At 56.5% G+C, this 17,252-nt stretch carries 13 protein-coding genes and 4 pseudogenes; 12 read left to right on the top strand and 5 right to left on the bottom strand.

The features are described from left to right. Window positions 1-11: 11 nt before the first annotated feature. The gene (locus AC0L7U_RS07690; RefSeq protein ID WP_473695073.1) at window positions 12-1,046 is read right to left on the bottom strand and encodes a LacI family DNA-binding transcriptional regulator; all 1,035 of its coding nucleotides are present in this window, start codon (window positions 1,044-1,046) and stop codon (window positions 12-14) included. Window positions 1,047-1,284: 238 nt separating this feature from the next. Between AC0L7U_RS07690 and AC0L7U_RS07685 the strand changes: the two are divergent. From AC0L7U_RS07685 to AC0L7U_RS07645, 9 genes and pseudogenes are all read left to right on the top strand, one after another. Then, window positions 1,285-2,628 (top strand): annotated as a pseudogene (locus AC0L7U_RS07685) (ABC transporter substrate-binding protein). A gap of 175 nt (window positions 2,629-2,803) precedes the next feature. Next, a pseudogene (locus tag AC0L7U_RS07680) lies at window positions 2,804-3,793 on the top strand (carbohydrate ABC transporter permease). Window positions 3,794-3,796: 3 nt separating this feature from the next. Continuing rightward, the gene (locus tag AC0L7U_RS07675; RefSeq protein ID WP_473695071.1) at window positions 3,797-4,930 is read left to right on the top strand and encodes a carbohydrate ABC transporter permease; all 1,134 of its coding nucleotides are present in this window, start codon (window positions 3,797-3,799) and stop codon (window positions 4,928-4,930) included. Between the two features lie 37 nt (window positions 4,931-4,967). After that, a pseudogene (locus tag AC0L7U_RS07670) lies at window positions 4,968-6,067 on the top strand (ABC transporter ATP-binding protein). Window positions 6,068-6,490: 423 nt separating this feature from the next. Further along, window positions 6,491-7,180: a DeoR/GlpR family DNA-binding transcription regulator gene (locus AC0L7U_RS07665; protein ID WP_473695069.1), complete on the top strand. Its 690-nt coding sequence runs from the start codon at window positions 6,491-6,493 to the stop codon at window positions 7,178-7,180. Then, window positions 7,177-8,304, top strand: a complete 1,128-nt coding sequence (locus tag AC0L7U_RS07660) for an ABC transporter ATP-binding protein (RefSeq protein ID WP_473695067.1) — start codon at window positions 7,177-7,179, stop codon at window positions 8,302-8,304. The genes AC0L7U_RS07665 and AC0L7U_RS07660 overlap by 4 nt, the downstream gene beginning before the upstream one ends. Before the next feature lie 68 nt (window positions 8,305-8,372). Next, on the top strand, window positions 8,373-9,656 hold the full coding sequence (locus AC0L7U_RS07655; protein ID WP_473695065.1) for an ABC transporter substrate-binding protein: 1,284 nt from the start codon (window positions 8,373-8,375) through the stop codon (window positions 9,654-9,656). An 89-nt stretch (window positions 9,657-9,745) separates the two neighbouring features. Then, window positions 9,746-10,630, top strand: coding sequence for a carbohydrate ABC transporter permease (locus tag AC0L7U_RS07650; protein ID WP_473695063.1), 885 nt, complete (start codon window positions 9,746-9,748; stop codon window positions 10,628-10,630). Between the two features lie 10 nt (window positions 10,631-10,640). Further along, a pseudogene (locus AC0L7U_RS07645) lies at window positions 10,641-11,464 on the top strand (carbohydrate ABC transporter permease). Window positions 11,465-11,482: 18 nt separating this feature from the next. Here AC0L7U_RS07645 and fhuF read toward each other — a convergent pair. After that, window positions 11,483-12,217 (bottom strand): siderophore-iron reductase FhuF, encoded by a 735-nt coding sequence (gene fhuF / locus AC0L7U_RS07640; RefSeq protein ID WP_473695061.1) that lies wholly within the window; start codon window positions 12,215-12,217, stop codon window positions 11,483-11,485. Here fhuF and AC0L7U_RS07635 point away from each other — a divergent pair. Next, on the top strand, window positions 12,200-12,436 hold the full coding sequence (locus AC0L7U_RS07635; protein WP_473695059.1) for a hypothetical protein: 237 nt from the start codon (window positions 12,200-12,202) through the stop codon (window positions 12,434-12,436). The two genes, fhuF and AC0L7U_RS07635, sit on opposite strands and share 18 nt — an antisense overlap. A gap of 101 nt (window positions 12,437-12,537) precedes the next feature. Here AC0L7U_RS07635 and AC0L7U_RS07630 read toward each other — a convergent pair whose 3' ends face one another. The 3 genes from AC0L7U_RS07630 to uxaC all read right to left on the bottom strand — a co-directional run bounded on the left by AC0L7U_RS07630 (window position 12,538) and on the right by uxaC (window position 15,470). Next, window positions 12,538-12,789, bottom strand: a complete 252-nt coding sequence (locus AC0L7U_RS07630) for a hypothetical protein (protein ID WP_473695057.1) — start codon at window positions 12,787-12,789, stop codon at window positions 12,538-12,540. Further along, window positions 12,786-13,994, bottom strand: a complete 1,209-nt coding sequence (locus AC0L7U_RS07625; protein WP_473695055.1) for a mannitol dehydrogenase family protein — start codon at window positions 13,992-13,994, stop codon at window positions 12,786-12,788. Before AC0L7U_RS07625 ends, AC0L7U_RS07630 begins: the two co-directional genes overlap by 4 nt. Window positions 13,995-14,063: 69 nt before the next feature. Next, window positions 14,064-15,470 carry a glucuronate isomerase gene (uxaC, locus tag AC0L7U_RS07620; RefSeq protein WP_473695703.1) on the bottom strand — a complete coding sequence of 469 codons (1,407 nt, stop codon included), beginning with the start codon at window positions 15,468-15,470 and terminating at the stop codon, window positions 14,064-14,066. Window positions 15,471-15,584: 114 nt separating this feature from the next. On the opposite strand from uxaC, the gene AC0L7U_RS07615 reads away from it, so the two are divergent. Together AC0L7U_RS07615 and AC0L7U_RS07610 are read left to right on the top strand one after the other, a co-directional pair. Continuing rightward, a complete protein-coding gene (locus AC0L7U_RS07615; protein WP_473695053.1) occupies window positions 15,585-16,295 on the top strand; it encodes a GntR family transcriptional regulator in 711 nt (236 codons plus the stop codon). Beyond that, the gene (locus AC0L7U_RS07610; protein ID WP_473695051.1) at window positions 16,285-17,214 is read left to right on the top strand and encodes a sugar kinase; all 930 of its coding nucleotides are present in this window, start codon (window positions 16,285-16,287) and stop codon (window positions 17,212-17,214) included. The genes AC0L7U_RS07615 and AC0L7U_RS07610 overlap by 11 nt, the downstream gene beginning before the upstream one ends. Window positions 17,215-17,252 lie beyond the last annotated feature (38 nt).

Below are 17,252 nucleotides of genomic sequence, written 5' to 3'. Positions count from 1 at the left end.
TGAGGCCGGTTTTATTTTGCCGTGCCTTTTGTCAGGAGGGCTGCCGAACGGCCCGGGATGAGCTGCGTTCGAAGCTCCTTGTGAACCGGTGCACCGGTGCCGTTGAGAACATCCTCGATCAGCAGTGTGCCCGCCTGACGTCCGATGTCTTGCACTGGATAGCGGGTGCAGGCGAAAAGGGGCGGGGTATCGGTGTTGGGGAGAAAAGACAGGGCATCGTCATGGGTGATGAGCGACACATCACGTCCCAACTGCAGGCCCATCCGTCCCAATGTGCGTTCAACACCCAGCGCGGTGACCATGCTGGAGGTTAGAAATGCGGTGGGAGGAGCGTCTGTCTGTAACAGGTGGCGGGAGGCATCGGCACCGAAATTCTCGGTCATGAAATCTGTCTGTATCAGAGTGTCATCCATTTGCAGCCCGCGCGCCGTCAGAGCGTCCTCATAGCCCTGGCGGCGCCGGGCGGCAAAGTCGAAGGTCTCGCTGCCATTCAGGAGGGCGATGCGTGTGTGCCCCAGATCAAGAAGGTGGTCTGTTGCCTCTCGAAAGGCTGTGCGGTTGTCGAGGTCAATCCATGACACGGTATCCTCAGATCCGGGAATGCGCCCGAAAATGAGAAATGGCAGACCGAGCCGTGCCAGACTGTGATGTCGGGTGTCGTTGATCTGGGGGGCATGCACCATGATGGCATCGACTTTCTTGAAGCGAGCCATTTCCTCGTAGGTGGTCTCCAACTGATCGTTTTCGATTACGGACAGCAGAATATCATAACCGTGGGCGGCATAGCTCTCGCCAGCACCGGCCAGAAATTCCATGAAGATCGGATTGAGAATCTCATAGAGGCTTTTGGGAAAGACGTGGCCGATGAGGCGAGTTCGCCCTGTTGCCAGACGCTGGGCCTGTGTGTTGGGCGCATAGTTGAGCTCACGCGCCTTGCGCACGACCAGATCGCGGGTTTTTGCACTGACTTCGGGATAGCCGTTCAACGCCCGACTCACTGTCGTTTGTGACAGGTTCAAGGCTTCGGCAAGTTGCTTCAAATTCATCGGACTGGACCTTGCGCTGGACACTTCACGCTATAGCGGATGCCTTCATGCATCGCCAACGGGATTCCCATTGGACCTTGACGTTTTCTTGACTTACGCTGCGTGTCCAGACATGTTGTTGAAAACTCAAAGCGGTTTGAATGTCCTTTTGGAAACATCGTGGACGTTCGGATGCTTATCGGGTGATGCCGTGATTCTTGGTATTCTGGGAGGAATAAATGAAGTTTCGCTTTTTGACATGCGCTGCCGTTATCGGCGCGCTGCTTGGGGATTGCAGAGCGCAGCCGCCGCTGATCTTCTGTTCAAACCGGGTCAGGACAGCCGGTTCCACTGGGACAGCTATGAAAAATTCAAGAAGGACCATGATCTGTCTGGCCAGACGGTGACTGTTTTTGGGCCTTGGCTCGGCGGGGACAAGACCCTTGTCGAGAACATGCTGGCCTATTTTGAGGCTGCCACTGGCGCCAAGGTCGATTATTCCGGTTCCGATTCGTTCGAGCAGCAGATCGTCATCGACACACAGGCCGGATCGCCGCCCAATGTGGCTGTGTTTCCACAGCCGGGTCTGGCGGGAGAACTTGCGAAGAAAGGCTATCTGACACCGCTTGGTGACAAGACTGCCGATTGGATCAAGAACAACTACGCTGCCGGTCAGTCGTGGGTGGATCTGGGCACCTATGCGGGCAAGGATGGCAAGAAGCAGCTCTATGGCTTCATGTATAAGGTCGATCTGAAGTCGTTGGTCTGGTACAGCCCGGACAACTTCGAGGATGCGGGCTACGAAGTGCCCAAGACCATGGAAGATTTGAAGTCGCTGACCAAGAAGATCGTCGCAGATGGCGGCACGCCTTGGTGTATTGGTCTTGGATCAGGAGCTGCCACCGGCTGGCCGGGGACCGACTGGGTCGAGGACCTGATGCTGCGCACGCAGAAGCCGGCCGTCTACGACGACTGGGTGAGCAACAAGATTCCCTTCGATGATCCGCGTGTTGTGAATGCGATCAAGGAATTCGGCTGGTTCGTCAACAATCCGAAGTTCGTGGATGCGCCGGGCGCAGTCGCCGCGTCTGATTTCCGCGACAGTCCCAAGGGTCTCTTTACGTCGCCGCCCCGCTGCTACATGCACAAGCAGGCAAGCTTCATTCCGACGTTCTTTCCGAAAGGAACGAAGGTGGGTGTTGATGTCGATTTCTTCTACTTCCCGCCTTACGCAAACAAAGACCTTGGCCGTCCTGTGCTGGGCGCAGGCACGACCTGGACCATCACCAAGGACAGTCCTGCTGCGGAAGCTTTGATCGATTTCTTCAAGACGCCGATTGCGCATGAGGTCTGGATGGCTCAAGGCGGGTTCCTGACGCCAGACAAGAACGTCAACGCTGATGTCTATGAAAACGATACGTTGCGCCGGATGGGGAAGATCCTGCTTAGTGCCACGACTTTCCGTTTTGACGGGTCCGACCAGATGCCTTGGTGCAATCGGCGCAGGTGCCTTCTGGAAAGGCATGGTCGATTTCGTTGGTGGCAAGTCGGCTGAAGACGTTGGTAAGGAAATCCAGGCTTCTGGGATTCCATCAAGAACTGATGGGTGACGTGCGAATTGGCAGGGTGAAAATGATCCTGCCAGTTTCTCAATCCAAGGTCAGGTGACGGTCAGATATACCTGACACCGACGCGACAGCCTTCAGGGGATGGTTGGCTGTTGCGTCGGCACTGGCAAGATGCGAGCGCTCTCAGGCGTTCGTCGACGGGGAGGAACAATGGATCAGGTGCTGTTTGCGCTTGTGTCGATGGTGGCAGGCGTCGGGGTTTGCGTGCTTTATTTCTGGGGCGGCAACGCCCTGTTGGATCTTGTTTTTCCAGCCAGAGGTAAGAACGCATCACGCAATATCATTCGGGCCAATTCAATACGGCCCTGGCTGTTCCTCGGGCCAGCGCTTTTGCTTTTGACCATCTATCTGGTTTATCCGGTCGTCGACACGATCCAGCTTTCCTTCTTCAACAAGTCAGGCGAAAGTTTCGTCGGGCTGGGCAACTATGATTGGATGTTGCACGATCCCGGCTTCCATATGAGCATCCTCAACAATTTGTTGTGGCTGATTGTGGTTCCCGCCATGGCCACATTCATTGGTCTGATCGCTGCGGCGCTCACCGACCGGATCTCCTGGGGAACATTGCCAAGTCTCTGATTTTCATGCCTATGGCAATCTCCTTCGTTGGGGCGTCCGTTATCTGGAAATTCATCTACGACTATCGTGCTGCCGGGCACGAGCAGATCGGTTTGCTGAATGCCATCGTTACCGGGCTTGGCTTTGAGCCACAGGCGCTGGATCACGCTGCCGTTCTGGAACAATTTCTTTTTGATGATCATCCTCGTCTGGATCCAGACAGGGTTTGCCATGGTGATCCTGTCGGCGGCCCTGCGGGGTATTCCGGAAGAAACCGTTGAGGCTGCCATTCTGGATGGGGCCAATCCGTTGCAGATCTTCTTCAAGATCAAGGTGCCGCAGATCTGGGGCACCATTGCTGTTGTCTGGACGACGATCACAATTCTGGTTCTCAAGATTTTCGACATCGTTCTGGCGATGACAAATGGCCAGTGGGGCACTCAGGTGTTGGCCAATTACATGTTCGACTGGATGTTCCGCGGGCTTGATTTCGGGCGTGCATCCACGATTGCGCTGGTCATTATGGTGATGGTGATCCCGATCATGGTCTGGAACATTCGTGAAGCACGCAAGGAGGCCTGAGGCATGGATGGAGTAGTTGGCCGCCGTTCGCTGCTGATGTGGGTTATCCATCTGTCCGTTCTGGCGCTCGTCGTCATCTGGACAATCCCGACATTCGGGCTGTTGATCTCATCGTTCCGTGAAGCGGATCAGATCACGGCCTCCGGCTGGTGGACGGCTCTTTCGTCCACCAGGTCGAACAGCATTTACCGGGCTCCGTCTGCTGACCATCAAAAGCAGGATGGCGACCGCTGGGTGATTTCCGGTAATGTCTTCAAGGCTGGCAAGAGTGGCACTCTGTCCGCTTTCGGCACGTCAAGTCGCGAACCGGAAGCCTACAAGCCGGGTAAAAGCGTCAAGCTTGGTGACGATGCCACGCTTGATGTTGCCAAGAATGGTGATTTCGTCATTTCGTCAGACACGAAAATGACGGGCCGGCGCGGCCAGCGGATTTTCTACACCGCGTCGGCACCGCCGCATTTCACGTTGGAGAATTATCGCACTGTGCTGTTCTCTCGCGGCATCGGTCAGTCTTTCCTCAACACCATGACGGTGACCATTCCGGCGACGGTCATTCCGATCCTGATTGCAGCTTATGCTGCTTACGCATTGGCCTGGATGACGTTTCCGGGGCGCTCGCTGTTGCTCGCGGTGATTGTTGGTCTGCTCGTTGTGCCTTTGCAGATGTCACTGATCCCGCTTTTGCGGCTTTATACGGATGTCGGCATTGGCAAGAGTTATCCCGGCGTTTGGCTGGCGCATACGGCCTTCGGTCTCCCTATGGCGGTGTATCTCTTGCGAAATTACATCAAGGGATTGCCGAAGGAGATCATCGAGAGTGCCCGTGTTGATGGTGCGTCCGACTTCGACATCTTCCGCAAAATCATTCTGCCCTTGTCGTTTCCCGCGCTCGCCAGTTTCGCGATTTTTCAGTTTCTCTGGGTGTGGAATGACTTGCTCGTCGCCACGGTCTTTCTGGGTAACAATGAGGACCAATTGGTGATGACCGGGAGGTTGCGCGAACTTCTCGGCTCCTTCGGCGGCAATTGGGAAATCCTGACGGCGTCTGCCTTTGTGTCAATTGCGGTTCCGCTGGCGGTGTTCTTTGGATTGCAGCGCTTCCTTGTACGCGGCCTGTTGGCCGGGTCGGTGAAGTGATCACTGTTTTTGAAATTTTGAAACAAGAGGGTGGGCTATGGCCTCTGTCTCCTTGAAGAACGTTCGCAAGGCTTACGGTAACATCGAAGTCTTGGCGAATATCAATCTGGACATCGAGCAGGGCGAGCTGGTTGTCTTCGTCGGGCCTTCGGGATGTGGCAAGTCGACCCTTCTGCGGATGATTGCCGGTCTGGAAACAATCTCCGGGGGGATCTGGAAATTGATGGCACGCGCATGAATGACCAGCCGCCCGCGCAGCGCGGCATTGCAATGGTGTTTCAGACCTATGCGCTTTATCCGCATATGAGCGTGCGTGACAATATGGCGTTTGGCATGAAAATCGCCCGCAAGCCAAAAGCCGAAATTACGGCTGCTGTCGATAATGCCGCCCGCATTCTTCAGTTGGAACCCTATCTCGACAGACTGCCGAAGGCTTTGTCGGGCGGCCAACGCCAGCGCGTTGCCATTGGGCGCGCCATTGTACGCGATCCCAAGGTCTTTCTGTTTGATGAACCTTTGTCCAACCTTGATGCGGCGCTGCGGGTGGCAACACGCATCGAGATTGCGCAACTCAAGGAAAGTATGCCCGACAGCACCATGGTCTATGTCACACATGATCAGGTGGAAGCCATGACGCTGGCAACCCGTATTGTGGTTTTGCACGGCGGCGGGATTGAGCAGGTTGGTGCGCCGCTGGAGCTTTATGAGCGCCCTGCAAATACCTTCGTGGCGCAGTTCATCGGCTCGCCCGCGATGAACCTGCTGGACGGCACATTGATTGGCACAGGTCCTGAGAGTGTTGTGAAGCTCGTCGATGGATCACAAGTGAACGTGCCGATTGCCACACCTGCGTCAGATGAAGGCACCGCGGTCAAGCTGGGCGTTCGACCGGAGCATCTGAGTGTTGCGCATGGCGACATCTGTTTGATTGAGGCCTCGGTCGAGATCGTTGAAGCGCTTGGAGAAACAACCGTTCTCTATCTCAATGTGGCGGGGCGAACTGGTGACTTGATCGCAAAACTGCCCGGTATTCAGCAGATTAGCAAACGAACTGCTGTCCGCCTGGAAACCACACCGGACAAGCTGCATTTGTTCGACAAGGATGGCATCTCATTTCTGTATCGCAACCCCGCGTAAATTTGGTTTTGATATCTGACGCCGTTGTTTTGCTGGCAAACGAACCGGACACTTGAATATCCGGTTCGTTTCTTGTTTAGATAGGAAGCCGATATTGCTCGCCTCAGGGCTTGAGTACTCTATAGATCGGCCCTCCGTTTCTTTCTCATTGTTACAATAGGTTCATATGAGCTACGAAAAAGGTTCATCCGAACCGAGTATCTCGCTTTATGAGCAAAGGTGATTGCGCCATGATCGGTTTTCGGACTGATTTTTGGTGAGGGCCCTGACCCCTGGAGAGCGGCACTGTCGCGTATCCGGCATGATTTGGATGAGCGCAGATGTTAAGACGTGACGGCCTTTCGAAACGCCAAGGCAGCCATTGCCGATCTTGTCCGTGGTGACTAAGGGGCTTCGGTTGAAGATCTGGCGCGTCATTTCGATGTGACGACCCAGACCATCCGACGTGACATCAACGGGCTGTGCGAGTTGGGTCTCCTGCGGCGCACGCATGGCGGTGTCGAGCCACCGGTTGAAACCGGCAACAGTCACTACAGCGCTCGGCGCGTGCTCAATCTTTCGCAGAAGAAGATGATTGCAAGCGTCGTGGCCGAACACGTCAAGGACAGTCAGTCGCTGGCCTTTTCCATCGGTACGACACCGGAAATCGTCATGGAAGCGCTGGTGGGGCACAATGCCTTGCGGGTCGTCACGAACAACCTCAACGTTGCGTTTGTGGCATCGGGCAATGCTTCCTTTCAGGTCAGCATTGCGGGTGGTTGGTTGCGCAATGGCGACAGGGATGTGCTGGGCAAAAGCGTTCTTGATCACTTCCGCAACTACAAGGTCGACATTGGCATCTTTGGTGTTGGGGGAGTTGATGAAGACGGCGCATTGCTGGATTTCACAGAAGACGAGGTGGCCGTGCGTCAGGTCATTCTGGAAAACTGTCGCCAGTCGTTTCTCGTGCTGGATCACAGCAAGTTCGGTCGGCCGGCGCATGTGCGCGGCGGGCACATTAGCGAAGTGACGCATGTGGTGACGGACCGGCCGGTTCCGGCCTACATCAATCGTGAACTCAGCCGCCATAATGTCGACGTCCTGATCCCAACGACGAGGGAGGCGTCTGCATGACGACACACGTGCAGTTGGCGTCAGCGGGCAAGGCCATCCGTCTGGAAAATGTGACCCGAACGTTCGGAGACAGCCGGGCCGTGGATAACCTTTCGATCGACATTCCGGCGGGCTCTTTTACCGTGCTGTTGGGACCATCGGGCTGTGGCAAGTCCACAACCCTGCGCATGATTGCCGGGCTGGATGAAACATCGGGCGGACGCATCCTGATCGGTGGCGACGATGTCACCGGGCACCCCTCATCCGAGCGCGATATCGCCATGGTGTTTCAGTCTTACGCCTTGTTCCCGCATTTGAGTGTGGCCGAGAACATTATCTTTGGTCTCAAGGTGCGCCGTGTGTCCGCACTTCAGCGGCGTGAAAAGCTGGTTCAGGTGGCCGAGCTTCTGGGTCTGGCAAACTTGCTGGATCGCAAGCCGGGTCAGCTTTCTGGCGGGCAGCAGCAGCGCGTGGCCTTGGGCCGGGCGATCATCGCTGAAAAGCCTGTGTGCCTGATGGACGAACCGCTGTCTAACCTTGATGCCAAGTTGCGTCACGAGATGAGAGTGGAAATCCGAGCACTGCAAAAGCGGCTCGGGTTCACCATGGTTTATGTGACGCATGATCAGGTCGAAGCCATCACCATGGCCGATCAGGTCGTACTTCTCAATCAGGGCCGCGCCGAGCAGATTGCTCCGCCGCGCGATCTGTACGAACGGCCTGCATCACCGTTTGCCGCGCGCTTCATTGGCACACCGCCGATGAATGTCGTGTCGGTCGAAGGGCTTTTGGCGGCGCAAGGCGCGGCCTTAGGGGCAACGCAGGCAGCTGCAACAGACCTTCATCAGGACCTTGTCATCGGGCTGCGTCCGGAAGTGCTGCGGTTGTGTGAGGCGACGGATTCTTCCGCCGCTCTGAGAGCGCAAGTCAGTGCTGTCGAATATCTGGGCGCTGATGTTCTGGTGGACTGTTCCATCGGCGACGTGATGTTTCAGGCCCGGCTTGAGGGCGCACAGATGCTGCAACCGGGTGACGCGGTGGCTTTTGAGTTTTCGCAGGAAGACTTGCACGTTTTCCATGCGCCCAGCGGTTGCCGCCGGGATGATCTGATCAGTGAAATTGGGTCGCGTCTGCGATCCAGATAGATGCACCGGGGGGTGCAGACTTGCCGCTAACGGCGGATCTCGAAGCACAAGCTTGAGGAACCATGCAGATGTTGAAATCTACCTTCTTGAAGGCAGTTGCGACCGCAGCTCTTTCGGTCAGCACCTGGGCTTCTGCCCATGCCGTTGATTTGCAATTTTATTTTCCTGTGGCAGTAGGCGGAACGGCCGCTTCGACCATCCAGTCGTTGACCGATGACTACGTCGCACAGCATAAGAATGTCAAAATTGACGCAATTTATGCCGGCTCCTATCAGGACACGGTCGCCAAGGCGATCACGGCAGCGCGTGGCGGCAATCCTCCGCAGCTGGCGGTGCTTCTGGCGGCCGATATGTTCACGCTGGTGGACGAGGATCTGGTGCAGCCGTTCGACACCTACCTGACCTCGGATGAAGACAAGAAGTGGCTCAAGGGCTTCTATCCTGCCTTCATGGAAAACAGCCAGTTCGACGGCAAGACTTATGGCATTCCGTTTCAGCGCTCCACACCGGTGCTCTATTGGAACAAGGACGCCTTCAAAAAAGCTGGCCTCGATCCTGACAAGGCTCCGCAGACCTGGGCAGAAATGGTTGATTATGCCAAAAAGCTCACCATTCGTGATGCCGATGGTAAGGTCACACAGTGGGGTGTTCGCATCCCGATGGCCGGGTTCCCGTATTGGCTCTTCCAGGGCCTTGCCATTGCCAATGGCGCAACGCTTGCCAGTGCTGATGGCACCAAGACCAATTTTGATGACCCCAAGGTCATCGAAGCCATTCAGTATCTTGTCGATCTGAGCAAGAAGGACAAGGTCATGCAGCCGGGCATGACGAACTGGGGTGCAACGCCGAAAGCCTTCTTTGAAGGCCAGACGGCCATGATGTGGACCACCACGGGCAACCTGACGAATGTGCATGATCATGCGCCGTTCGACTTCGGTGTTGGTTTTCTGCCGAAGAAGAAGACCTTTGGTGCGCCGACTGGCGGCGGCAACCTCTATCTCTTCAAGGGGGCCAGCAAGGAACAGTCCAAGGCTGCGGTTGATTTCGTCAAGTGGATCACGGCTCCGGCACAGTCGGCCAAGTGGACCATGGCAACGGGTTATGTCGCTCCGCGTCCCGCCACCTGGGACACGCCGACCATGAAAAAATATGCTGAAGGCTTCCCGCAGGTTCTCGTGGCCCGCGATCAGCTCAAGTATGCTAAAGCCGAATTGTCGACCTACCAGAACCAGCGCGTCACGGCGGTCTTCAACGATGCGCTCGCTGCTGCTCTCACCGGTCAGAAGACACCGGCGGAAGCCATGAAAGATGCGCAGGCGAAGGCTGATACCATCCTAGCGGACTATCGCTAAACCAACCCTGGAAAGAGAGTTGTTGCGACAGCTCTCTTTCTTTCGTTTCCGGACTGGGCAGACTGTCCGTGCAAAGGGGATGCGCTGGAATGCGGTATCTGAAAATCAAACGGGACTGGGTTCATGGATGGTTGCTGTTGCTGCCTGCCATGATCTTTCTGTTCGCGTTCACGCATATTCCGGCGCTTGAGACCATCCTCAACAGTTTCTATTCGACGCCCCGCGGTCGGCGCCCCGCGCACTTCATAGGGCTGGAAAACTATACCCGGATGGTCCATGATGACATCTTTTGGAAGGTGTTGTGGAACAATGTGCTTTATGCGCTGGGCACGATCCCGCTGTCGGTCGGATTGGCGTTGGTCATGGCGCTGTGGGTCAATGACAAGATCGCCGGGCGTGCGTTCATGCGCATGTCGTTCTTCGCGCCCACAATCCTGCCACTGATTGCGGTGGCCAACATCTGGCTGTTTTTCTATCTGCCCGGCTTTGGCCTGTTTGCACAGATCCTGTCCGTGTTCGGGATCACTCTGCCTCCACTTCTGACCCAGCCTGACACTGCATTACCTGCGCTGATGGTGGTGTCGATCTGGAAAGAGAGTGGCTTCTTCATGATCTTTTATCTGGCGGCCTTGCAGGCGATGCCGATTGACCTGATTGAAGCGGCAAGGGTTGAAGGGGCGGGGCGCTGGACCATCTTCCGTCGCATCACCTTTCCACTCCTGATGCCGACCACGTTGTTTGTGGCGATCAATGCGGTCATCAATTCGTTCCGACTGATTGACCACATCTTCATCCTCACGGACGGCGGACCGGATAACGCCTCGAAGCTGCTCTTATATTATATCTATGAAACGGCTTTCAAATATTGGGAAACGGGCTATGGCTCCGCGCTGACGGTGGCCCTTCTGGGGATCCTGTCGCTGATCGCCTTGTCCCAGTTTTTCCTGTTCGATCGCAAGATCCATTACAAATAGGGGATTGCCGGTGCCTGCACAGTCTTGGACCTACGATCGTATTCTGAATGTCTTTGCCGCCTGTGTTTCTGGCGCTGCTCTGGGCATTGCCACTGGCCTATGCCGTGTGGACGGCTATCCATCCGTCGGCCTATGAGGCGAATTTTGATCTGTTTGCGCCCCTGACGTGGGACAACTTCCGGGATGCTCTGGGCCGCAGCGCCCTTCGGACATTACTTTTTGAACACGGTGATGATGGTCACTGTCATTCTGATCGGTCAGTTCATTTTGTGTACATTGGCCGCTTACGCCTTTGCACGGTATCGCTTTCCCGGTCGCAATGTTTTGTTCGCGCTGGTGTTGCTACAGCTTCTGGTGATGCCTGACATTCTGATTGTCGAGAATTACCAGACCATGCGAATGCTGAACCTGGTCGACACGATTGCGGCGATTGCCTTGCCGTATCTGGCATCGGGCTTTGGCATCTTCTTGCTGCGTCAGACCTTCATGACGATCCCGCGAGAGCTGGATGAAGCCGCGCGCATTGAAGGGTGTTCGTCACTGGGCACATTGTGGCGGGTGTATATTCCGTTGGCCCGGCCCACTTATCTTGCCTATGGGCTGGTCTCTGTCAGCTATCACTGGAACAACTTCCTGTGGCCGTTGATCGTGACCAACTCGGTCAACACGCGCCCGGTTACCGTGGGCTTGAGTGTGTTCTCGTCAATCGATTCCGGCGTGCATTGGTCGGTGATCAATGCGGCAACGCTGATGACATCTGGTCCTCTGCTGGTCGCCTTTTTGCTGTTTCAGCGCCAGTTCGTTCAAAGTTTCATGCGTGCTGGAATCAAGTAGCCTGTCTGGGCGGCAGGGCTATTCAGGCGGGCCGATGCCCAAAACGGGTGGGCGTTCGGTCTTGCTGAGGTCCGGTTTCAAGGCACAATCGCCGCAGCGGTTAACCCCTTCCAGATTATAGCGCAGGCAGCACACGCGGCGAGTGCGCGTGGCTTCCGATCCGGCTGGTCTGTAGGGCTGAAACAAGGGGTTCCGCTCGCCGTTTGCCAGCTTGCGATCAGCATTGAGAACACGAAAATCAATGTCCTGATCGGCAAGAAACAAGGTCGATGTGTAGTCGATCACAACAGCAATCGCCATCCAGTAGACCTTGGCCGAGACGCCGGAGCGGACAGTCAATGAAAAAACCAGCGGTGCGAGATGTTCCTCTAAAAGCGCGGCAGCACGGTCATAGGCTGATAGTCCTGAGGGAGCCGTCTCGCCCTTGGCGCAGGTGAGCACGAAACGCTTGGGTTGACCACTCTCGTCCATTACGAGGCGCACCTGCGATGGATCCCAGGGAATATAGCAGTTGGCACGGCAGGCCAGCATCAGCAGAGGTGGGACCAGAAAACCGAAGTACCATTGCGCCCAGTAGGAGGCGGCTGCACGGCGGTCATCGCCTGGAAAGGCCCGGTCGCAATAAAGGTCCAGCGTCTGCTTGACCTTGGCCGGGTCCAGAAGTTCACTGCACGGAATACCGCCGCGAAACGTGGGATCCAGTGTGAAGCAGTCAGCCAGATGCGCCGTCGGACCATGGAACAGGTCGTCCATGAAATCCGTGAGGTCGATCAGGTCACTGTGCCTTTTCACCTCATCGCGCATCGTCGTGCTGGTCCCTCAAAAATCCCGATTGGTGCTGCCCGGAAAGCCGGAATAGTTGCGCCGTCTGTCGTAACTATGGCGGCGATGGCAGCCTCTCAAGGCTCGCTATATGATGTCGCACTGCTGACGCACAACGACAGCAGCGCCGATGTGTCGGCGCTGGGCTAACATCTGCGAGGCTTTTTATAGGGTGTTTTTTGAAAAGGACAGAGGAAAGATTTTCCACCGGGTGCGCCGGATTGTGGTCGCACCCGGTGAACTTAGTCGGATCAGTCTAGGGATTTGATGGCGTTTGCGACGCCGTTATTCACCAAATCCTTGTAGCGTGCCTTGACGTCGGCCGCGATGTCCTTCGCCAGTTCAGCATCGAAGATCTCGCGTACACCCAGCAGGGCATCGACCTTCGCATCGGTATCCTTGCTGTCGCCAACCGCCTCGCAAAGTGTCTTGAGACGGTCAGCCAGAGGATCGCGCACGTCAATGGGCGAGCCGGTCAGATCGGTGCCGCCAACATAGATCATCCACGCCGCGACAGCCGTGACGAGGCCTGCAGGCTTTTGCGGTCACCGTTCAGGTTGTCACGGATCGTGGCAAGCAGGCGCTGCGGCAGCTTCTGACTGCCGTCCATGGCGATCTGCCAGGTGCGGTGGCGGATCGACGGGTTTTCATAGCGCTTGAACAGGGCGTCGGCGTAATCTTCCAGATCAACACCTTCGGGTGCCTTGAAAGATGGAATGATTTCATTGCGCCACAAGGCCTTGACGAAATCGGCAAAAACCGGATCTGCAACCGTTGCTGAAATCGTTTCATGACCACCGAGATAGCCGAGATAGGCCAGCGATGAATGTGTGCCGTTGAGCATACGCAATTTCATGTGCTCATAGGCGGCCACGTCTTCAACCAGTTCGGCTCCGACGCTGCCCAGATCCGGGCGCGCGTCTGTGCCATAAGCGGGCACAAAGTCATCCTCGATCACCCACTGGCGGAAGGGCTCGTGCATAACCGGGGCGGCATCGAGCTTGCCCATCTTCATTGCCAGCGTGTCGACGTCGTCAGCTGTTGTGGCTGGAACGATGCGATCAACCATGGTGCAGGGGAAACGGCCTTCTGCTTCGATCCACTTGGCCAGGTCCGGGTTGATCAGACGCGCCAGTTCCAGGATGACATCCCGAACGACGTGCCCGTTGTTGGGCAGATTGTCGCAGGATAGTACGGTGAAAGGCGGCAGGCCGGCAGCCTTGCGGCTCTGCAAGGCACGCACGATGGTGCCCGGTGCCGAGATGGGCATCTCGTTTTCAAGATCGTGGATGATGTCCGGATTTTTCGGGTTCAATTTGCCGGTGGCCGGATCGTGACAATACCCTTTCTCGGTAATCGTCAGGCTGACGATACGGATCGCCGGATCGGCCATTTTGTCGAGAACCGCCTGCATGTCTTCACTTGCGACCAGAACGTCATTGACGATGGTCATTTCGCGCAGGGTTTCTTTTTCAGGGCCCAGTTCACAAGCGGTGTAGGCAAAGTCCTGCGGCGCCAGATTGTCGCGCATGGTCGCACTGCGCAGGCTGACGCCGACGATGCCCCAGTCGCCACCAGACTTGGCTACGGCTTCCTGGACAAACATTGCGCCGTGAGCGCGGAAAAAGGCCCCCAGACCGAGGTGAACGATTCCGTTTGCAACCTTGTCGGGCGTGCTGCGGGTGAAACGCGGAAGATCGGCAGACATATGAAGGTCCTCTGGAAACGGGGAAGGGGAGCAGGCTCCCCTTCCGGATATGTCAGGAAGCAAGTGGCTTCAGAGCTTGTAGGCAGCCTTGGTAAGGTTGTAGGTCAAGTCCTTCGCCAGCTCGTAAGCGTCTTCTTCGCTCAAACGACCCGTCGCAACAAGCTTGGCGAGGAACGAACTGTCGACGCGGCGCGCCACATCGTGACGTGCCGGGATCGAGCACAGGGCGCGCGTGTCATCGTTGAAGCCAACTGTGTTGTAAAAACCGGCGGTTTCCGTTGTCATCTCGCGGAAGCGCATCATGCCGTCGGCGCTGTCAAAGAACCACCATGCCGGGCCAAGCTTCAGGCATGGATAGGCCCCGGCCAGCGGCGCAAGCTCGCGGCCATAGGAGGTTTCGTCCAGCGTGAAGATGATCAGCGTGAAGTTTGGCTCCATGCCTACTGCGTTGAGCAGCGGCTTGAGGTTGTTCACGTAATCGGTGCGGCTTGGAATGTCGAAGCCTTTGTCGCGGCCAAACTTGGCCATGACGGAGGCGTTGTGGTTGCGATGGCTGCCCGGATGGATCTGCATCACCAGACCATCATCAAGGCTCATGCGGGCCATTTCGGTCAGCATCTGGCCACGGAAGGCATCAGCTTCCTCAGCTGTGCAGATGCCCTGAACGGCCTTGAGGAAGAGCTTTTCGGCGTCTGCCTGCGGCATGTCTTCGGTGCGAGCCGTCGCATGGCCGTGGTCGCTTGAGGTTGCGCCCATTTCCTTGAAGAACGCACGTCGAATACGGTGTGCTTCGAGATAGCCTTCCAGGTGCCGGTGTCCATGGCCAGTCAATTCGCCGAACTTTTCAAGGTTCTGCGCAAAGCCTTCCATTTCGGGATCGATGACCTGATCGGGGCGGTAAGCGGTGACGACTTTGCCGTTCCAGCTGCTTTCGCCGATCATCTTGTGCCACTTGAGATCATCCAGCGGAGATTCTGTTGTCGCAATGGCTTCGATGTTGAACCGATCGAAGAGCGCGCGGGGGCGGAACTCGGGACGCTTCAGGCAGTCGTCGATGTGGTCATAAGCTTCATCGGCATTGGCGGCTGACAGACCTTTGGTCCAGCCGAAGACTTCCTGCAACGAGTGGTCGACCCACATGCGCGACGGCGTGGCGCGCAGCAGGTAGTAGTTATCTGCAAAAATGCGCCAGATCTTACGACCGTCAGTTTCAGTCTTGCCACCATCCTGGCGTGGGACGCCGAGGCTCTCGAGCGGGATGCCCTGTGAGCAAAGCATCCGGAAGACATAGTGGTCCGGGACGATGAACAACTGGGCCGGATCGGCAAAAGCCTCGTTTTCGGCAAACCAGCGCGGATCTGTGTGACCGTGCGGGCTGATGATCGGCATCTTGGCAATCGAGGTGTAAAGTTCGCGCGCAAGATCGCGCGTGCGCGGGTCAACCGGGAAAAGCCGATCCTGATCCAAAAGTCCCATGGGGTCCTCCTCAAACGGCAAGAGATCCAGCGGATCAGGTGCCTGCATTATAGTGGTTGCATCCTGTTGGATTGGTAATATGCTAGTATGCAATTCGAGTCAACGGAGGGATATATGGCAGAGTTGAGCCCGTTGGGCGCATCGCAATCAGGGAACAGGCCCTCGGTGGCTGATGCTGTTTGTGATGAGTTGCAGCGGCGCATTCTGACCTTGGATCTGGAACCGGGACGCAAGCTTTCGGAAGTTGAAGTGGCCAAGGCTCTTGGCGTATCACGCCAACCTGTGCGCGATGCCTTCTACCGTTTGTCGCGGCTTGGCTTTCTGATTATTCGCCCGCAGCGAGCCACAACCGTCTCCGAGATTTCGGAAACGGCGGTTTATCAGGCACGTTTCGTGCGCAATGCACTCGAGGCCGAAACGGTCCGTGCTGCCTGTGAAAAACTGACCAGCACGGATCATGAACGGCTTGAGGCTTTGCTTGAGGATCAATTGAGGGCCAAGGAAGCCCGAGACCCGATGTTGTTCCACGAACTCGATGACCAGTTTCACCGTGAAATCTGCCTGAGAGCAGGTGTCGGCTTTGCTTGGGATATTATCCGCGAACACAAGGCGCATATGGACCGGGTTCGGTTTTTGTCGCTGGCGTTTGCCTCTGATGACACGTTGAGCGACCATCGTGCCATCTGTGCTGCCATCAAGCAGCGCAATACGGCGCAGGCGATGGATCTGATGAAACTCCATTTGTCACGGATCTCGGACCAGATTGTCCGAATCCGGGGCGATCACATAGAATATTTTGCCAGAGAGAATGACAGTGAAGACTAGTTTTTTGGCCATTGGCGAGTGCATGGTCGAGATGGCGCCGACCGAGCAGGGAACCTTCTCCCTGGGCTTTGCGGGCGACACGCTCAACACCGCCTGGTACACGCGCCGCTATTTGCCGTCTGACTGGAGCGTCGCGTATTACACGGCTGTCGGGCAGGACAAGACCTCCGACCGGATGCTGTCGTTCTTGCAAGGGTCCGGGTTGGAAACGAGTTCGATCCAACGCCGCGCAGATCGCACGGTGGGGCTTTACATGATCGAACTGGATAAAGGCGAACGCAGTTTTTCCTACTGGCGATCTCATTCTGCGGCCAAATGTCTGGCGCAGGATGTTGGCGCATTGGATGCGGCGATGGCTCAATCTGGCGTCGTATATTTCTCCGGGATCACGCTTGCGATCCTGTCGGATGAGGATCGCAAGCCCTTTCTGCAAAGCCTTGCGAAAGCACGGGCCAATGGCGTCATGATCGCATTTGATCCCAATCTGCGTCCCAAGTTGTGGTTGGGCACGGACGTCATGTGTCAGGCGATTATGGAAGCCGCCAAGGTCAGCGATCTTGTGCTGCCATCGTTTGAAGATGAAGCAACATTTTTCGGCGATGCGGATGTGTCGGCAACGGGCAAGCGCTATGCCGATGCAGGGTGCGGGCTGGTTATCGTCAAGAATGGTGCCGAGGATGGTCTTGTTCTAGAGGCAGGTGCGAGCACGCCGTTCAAACCATGCCGCGTTGCAAATGTGGTGGATACCACTGCGGCTGGGGACAGTTTCAACGCAGGATTTTTCGCAGCTTATCTTGGCGGAAAGGACAGCATCGCCTCCGCTGAGGCCGGGGCGCAGCTGGCGGCAGAGGTCATTCAGGCACGCGGCGCCCTGGTCGAGACCCGGGGCGCACGGGCTGTCGGGCTGGCAGGCCAATAAATGGCGTTTGTGTAGGCATGTTCAGTCTTGGGGCAGAT

Source organism: Roseibium sp. 10G30-5 (assembly GCF_055809635.1).
The sequence above is the reverse complement of the archived record's forward strand: the minus strand, read 5'-3'. Positions and strand labels throughout refer to the sequence as shown.

Excerpts from the sequence above, each read along its gene's own strand:
- AC0L7U_RS07690 (WP_473695073.1), bottom strand. The coding sequence starts at position 1,046 with ATGAATTTGAAGCAACTTGCCGAAGCCTTGAACCTGTCACAAACGACA.
- AC0L7U_RS07675 (WP_473695071.1), top strand. The coding sequence starts at position 3,797 with ATGGATGGAGTAGTTGGCCGCCGTTCGCTGCTGATGTGGGTTATCCAT.
- AC0L7U_RS07660 (WP_473695067.1), top strand. The coding sequence starts at position 7,177 with ATGACGACACACGTGCAGTTGGCGTCAGCGGGCAAGGCCATCCGTCTG.
- AC0L7U_RS07655 (WP_473695065.1), top strand. The coding sequence starts at position 8,373 with ATGTTGAAATCTACCTTCTTGAAGGCAGTTGCGACCGCAGCTCTTTCG.
- AC0L7U_RS07650 (WP_473695063.1), top strand. The coding sequence starts at position 9,746 with ATGCGGTATCTGAAAATCAAACGGGACTGGGTTCATGGATGGTTGCTG.
- AC0L7U_RS07635 (WP_473695059.1), top strand. The coding sequence starts at position 12,200 with ATGGAACAGGTCGTCCATGAAATCCGTGAGGTCGATCAGGTCACTGTG.
- fhuF (WP_473695061.1), bottom strand. The coding sequence starts at position 12,217 with ATGGACGACCTGTTCCATGGTCCGACGGCGCATCTGGCTGACTGCTTC.
- AC0L7U_RS07630 (WP_473695057.1), bottom strand. The coding sequence starts at position 12,789 with ATGATCTATGTTGGCGGCACCGATCTGACCGGCTCGCCCATTGACGTG.
- AC0L7U_RS07625 (WP_473695055.1), bottom strand. The coding sequence starts at position 13,994 with ATGTCTGCCGATCTTCCGCGTTTCACCCGCAGCACGCCCGACAAGGTT.
- uxaC (WP_473695703.1), bottom strand. The coding sequence starts at position 15,470 with ATGGGACTTTTGGATCAGGATCGGCTTTTCCCGGTTGACCCGCGCACG.
- AC0L7U_RS07615 (WP_473695053.1), top strand. The coding sequence starts at position 15,585 with ATGGCAGAGTTGAGCCCGTTGGGCGCATCGCAATCAGGGAACAGGCCC.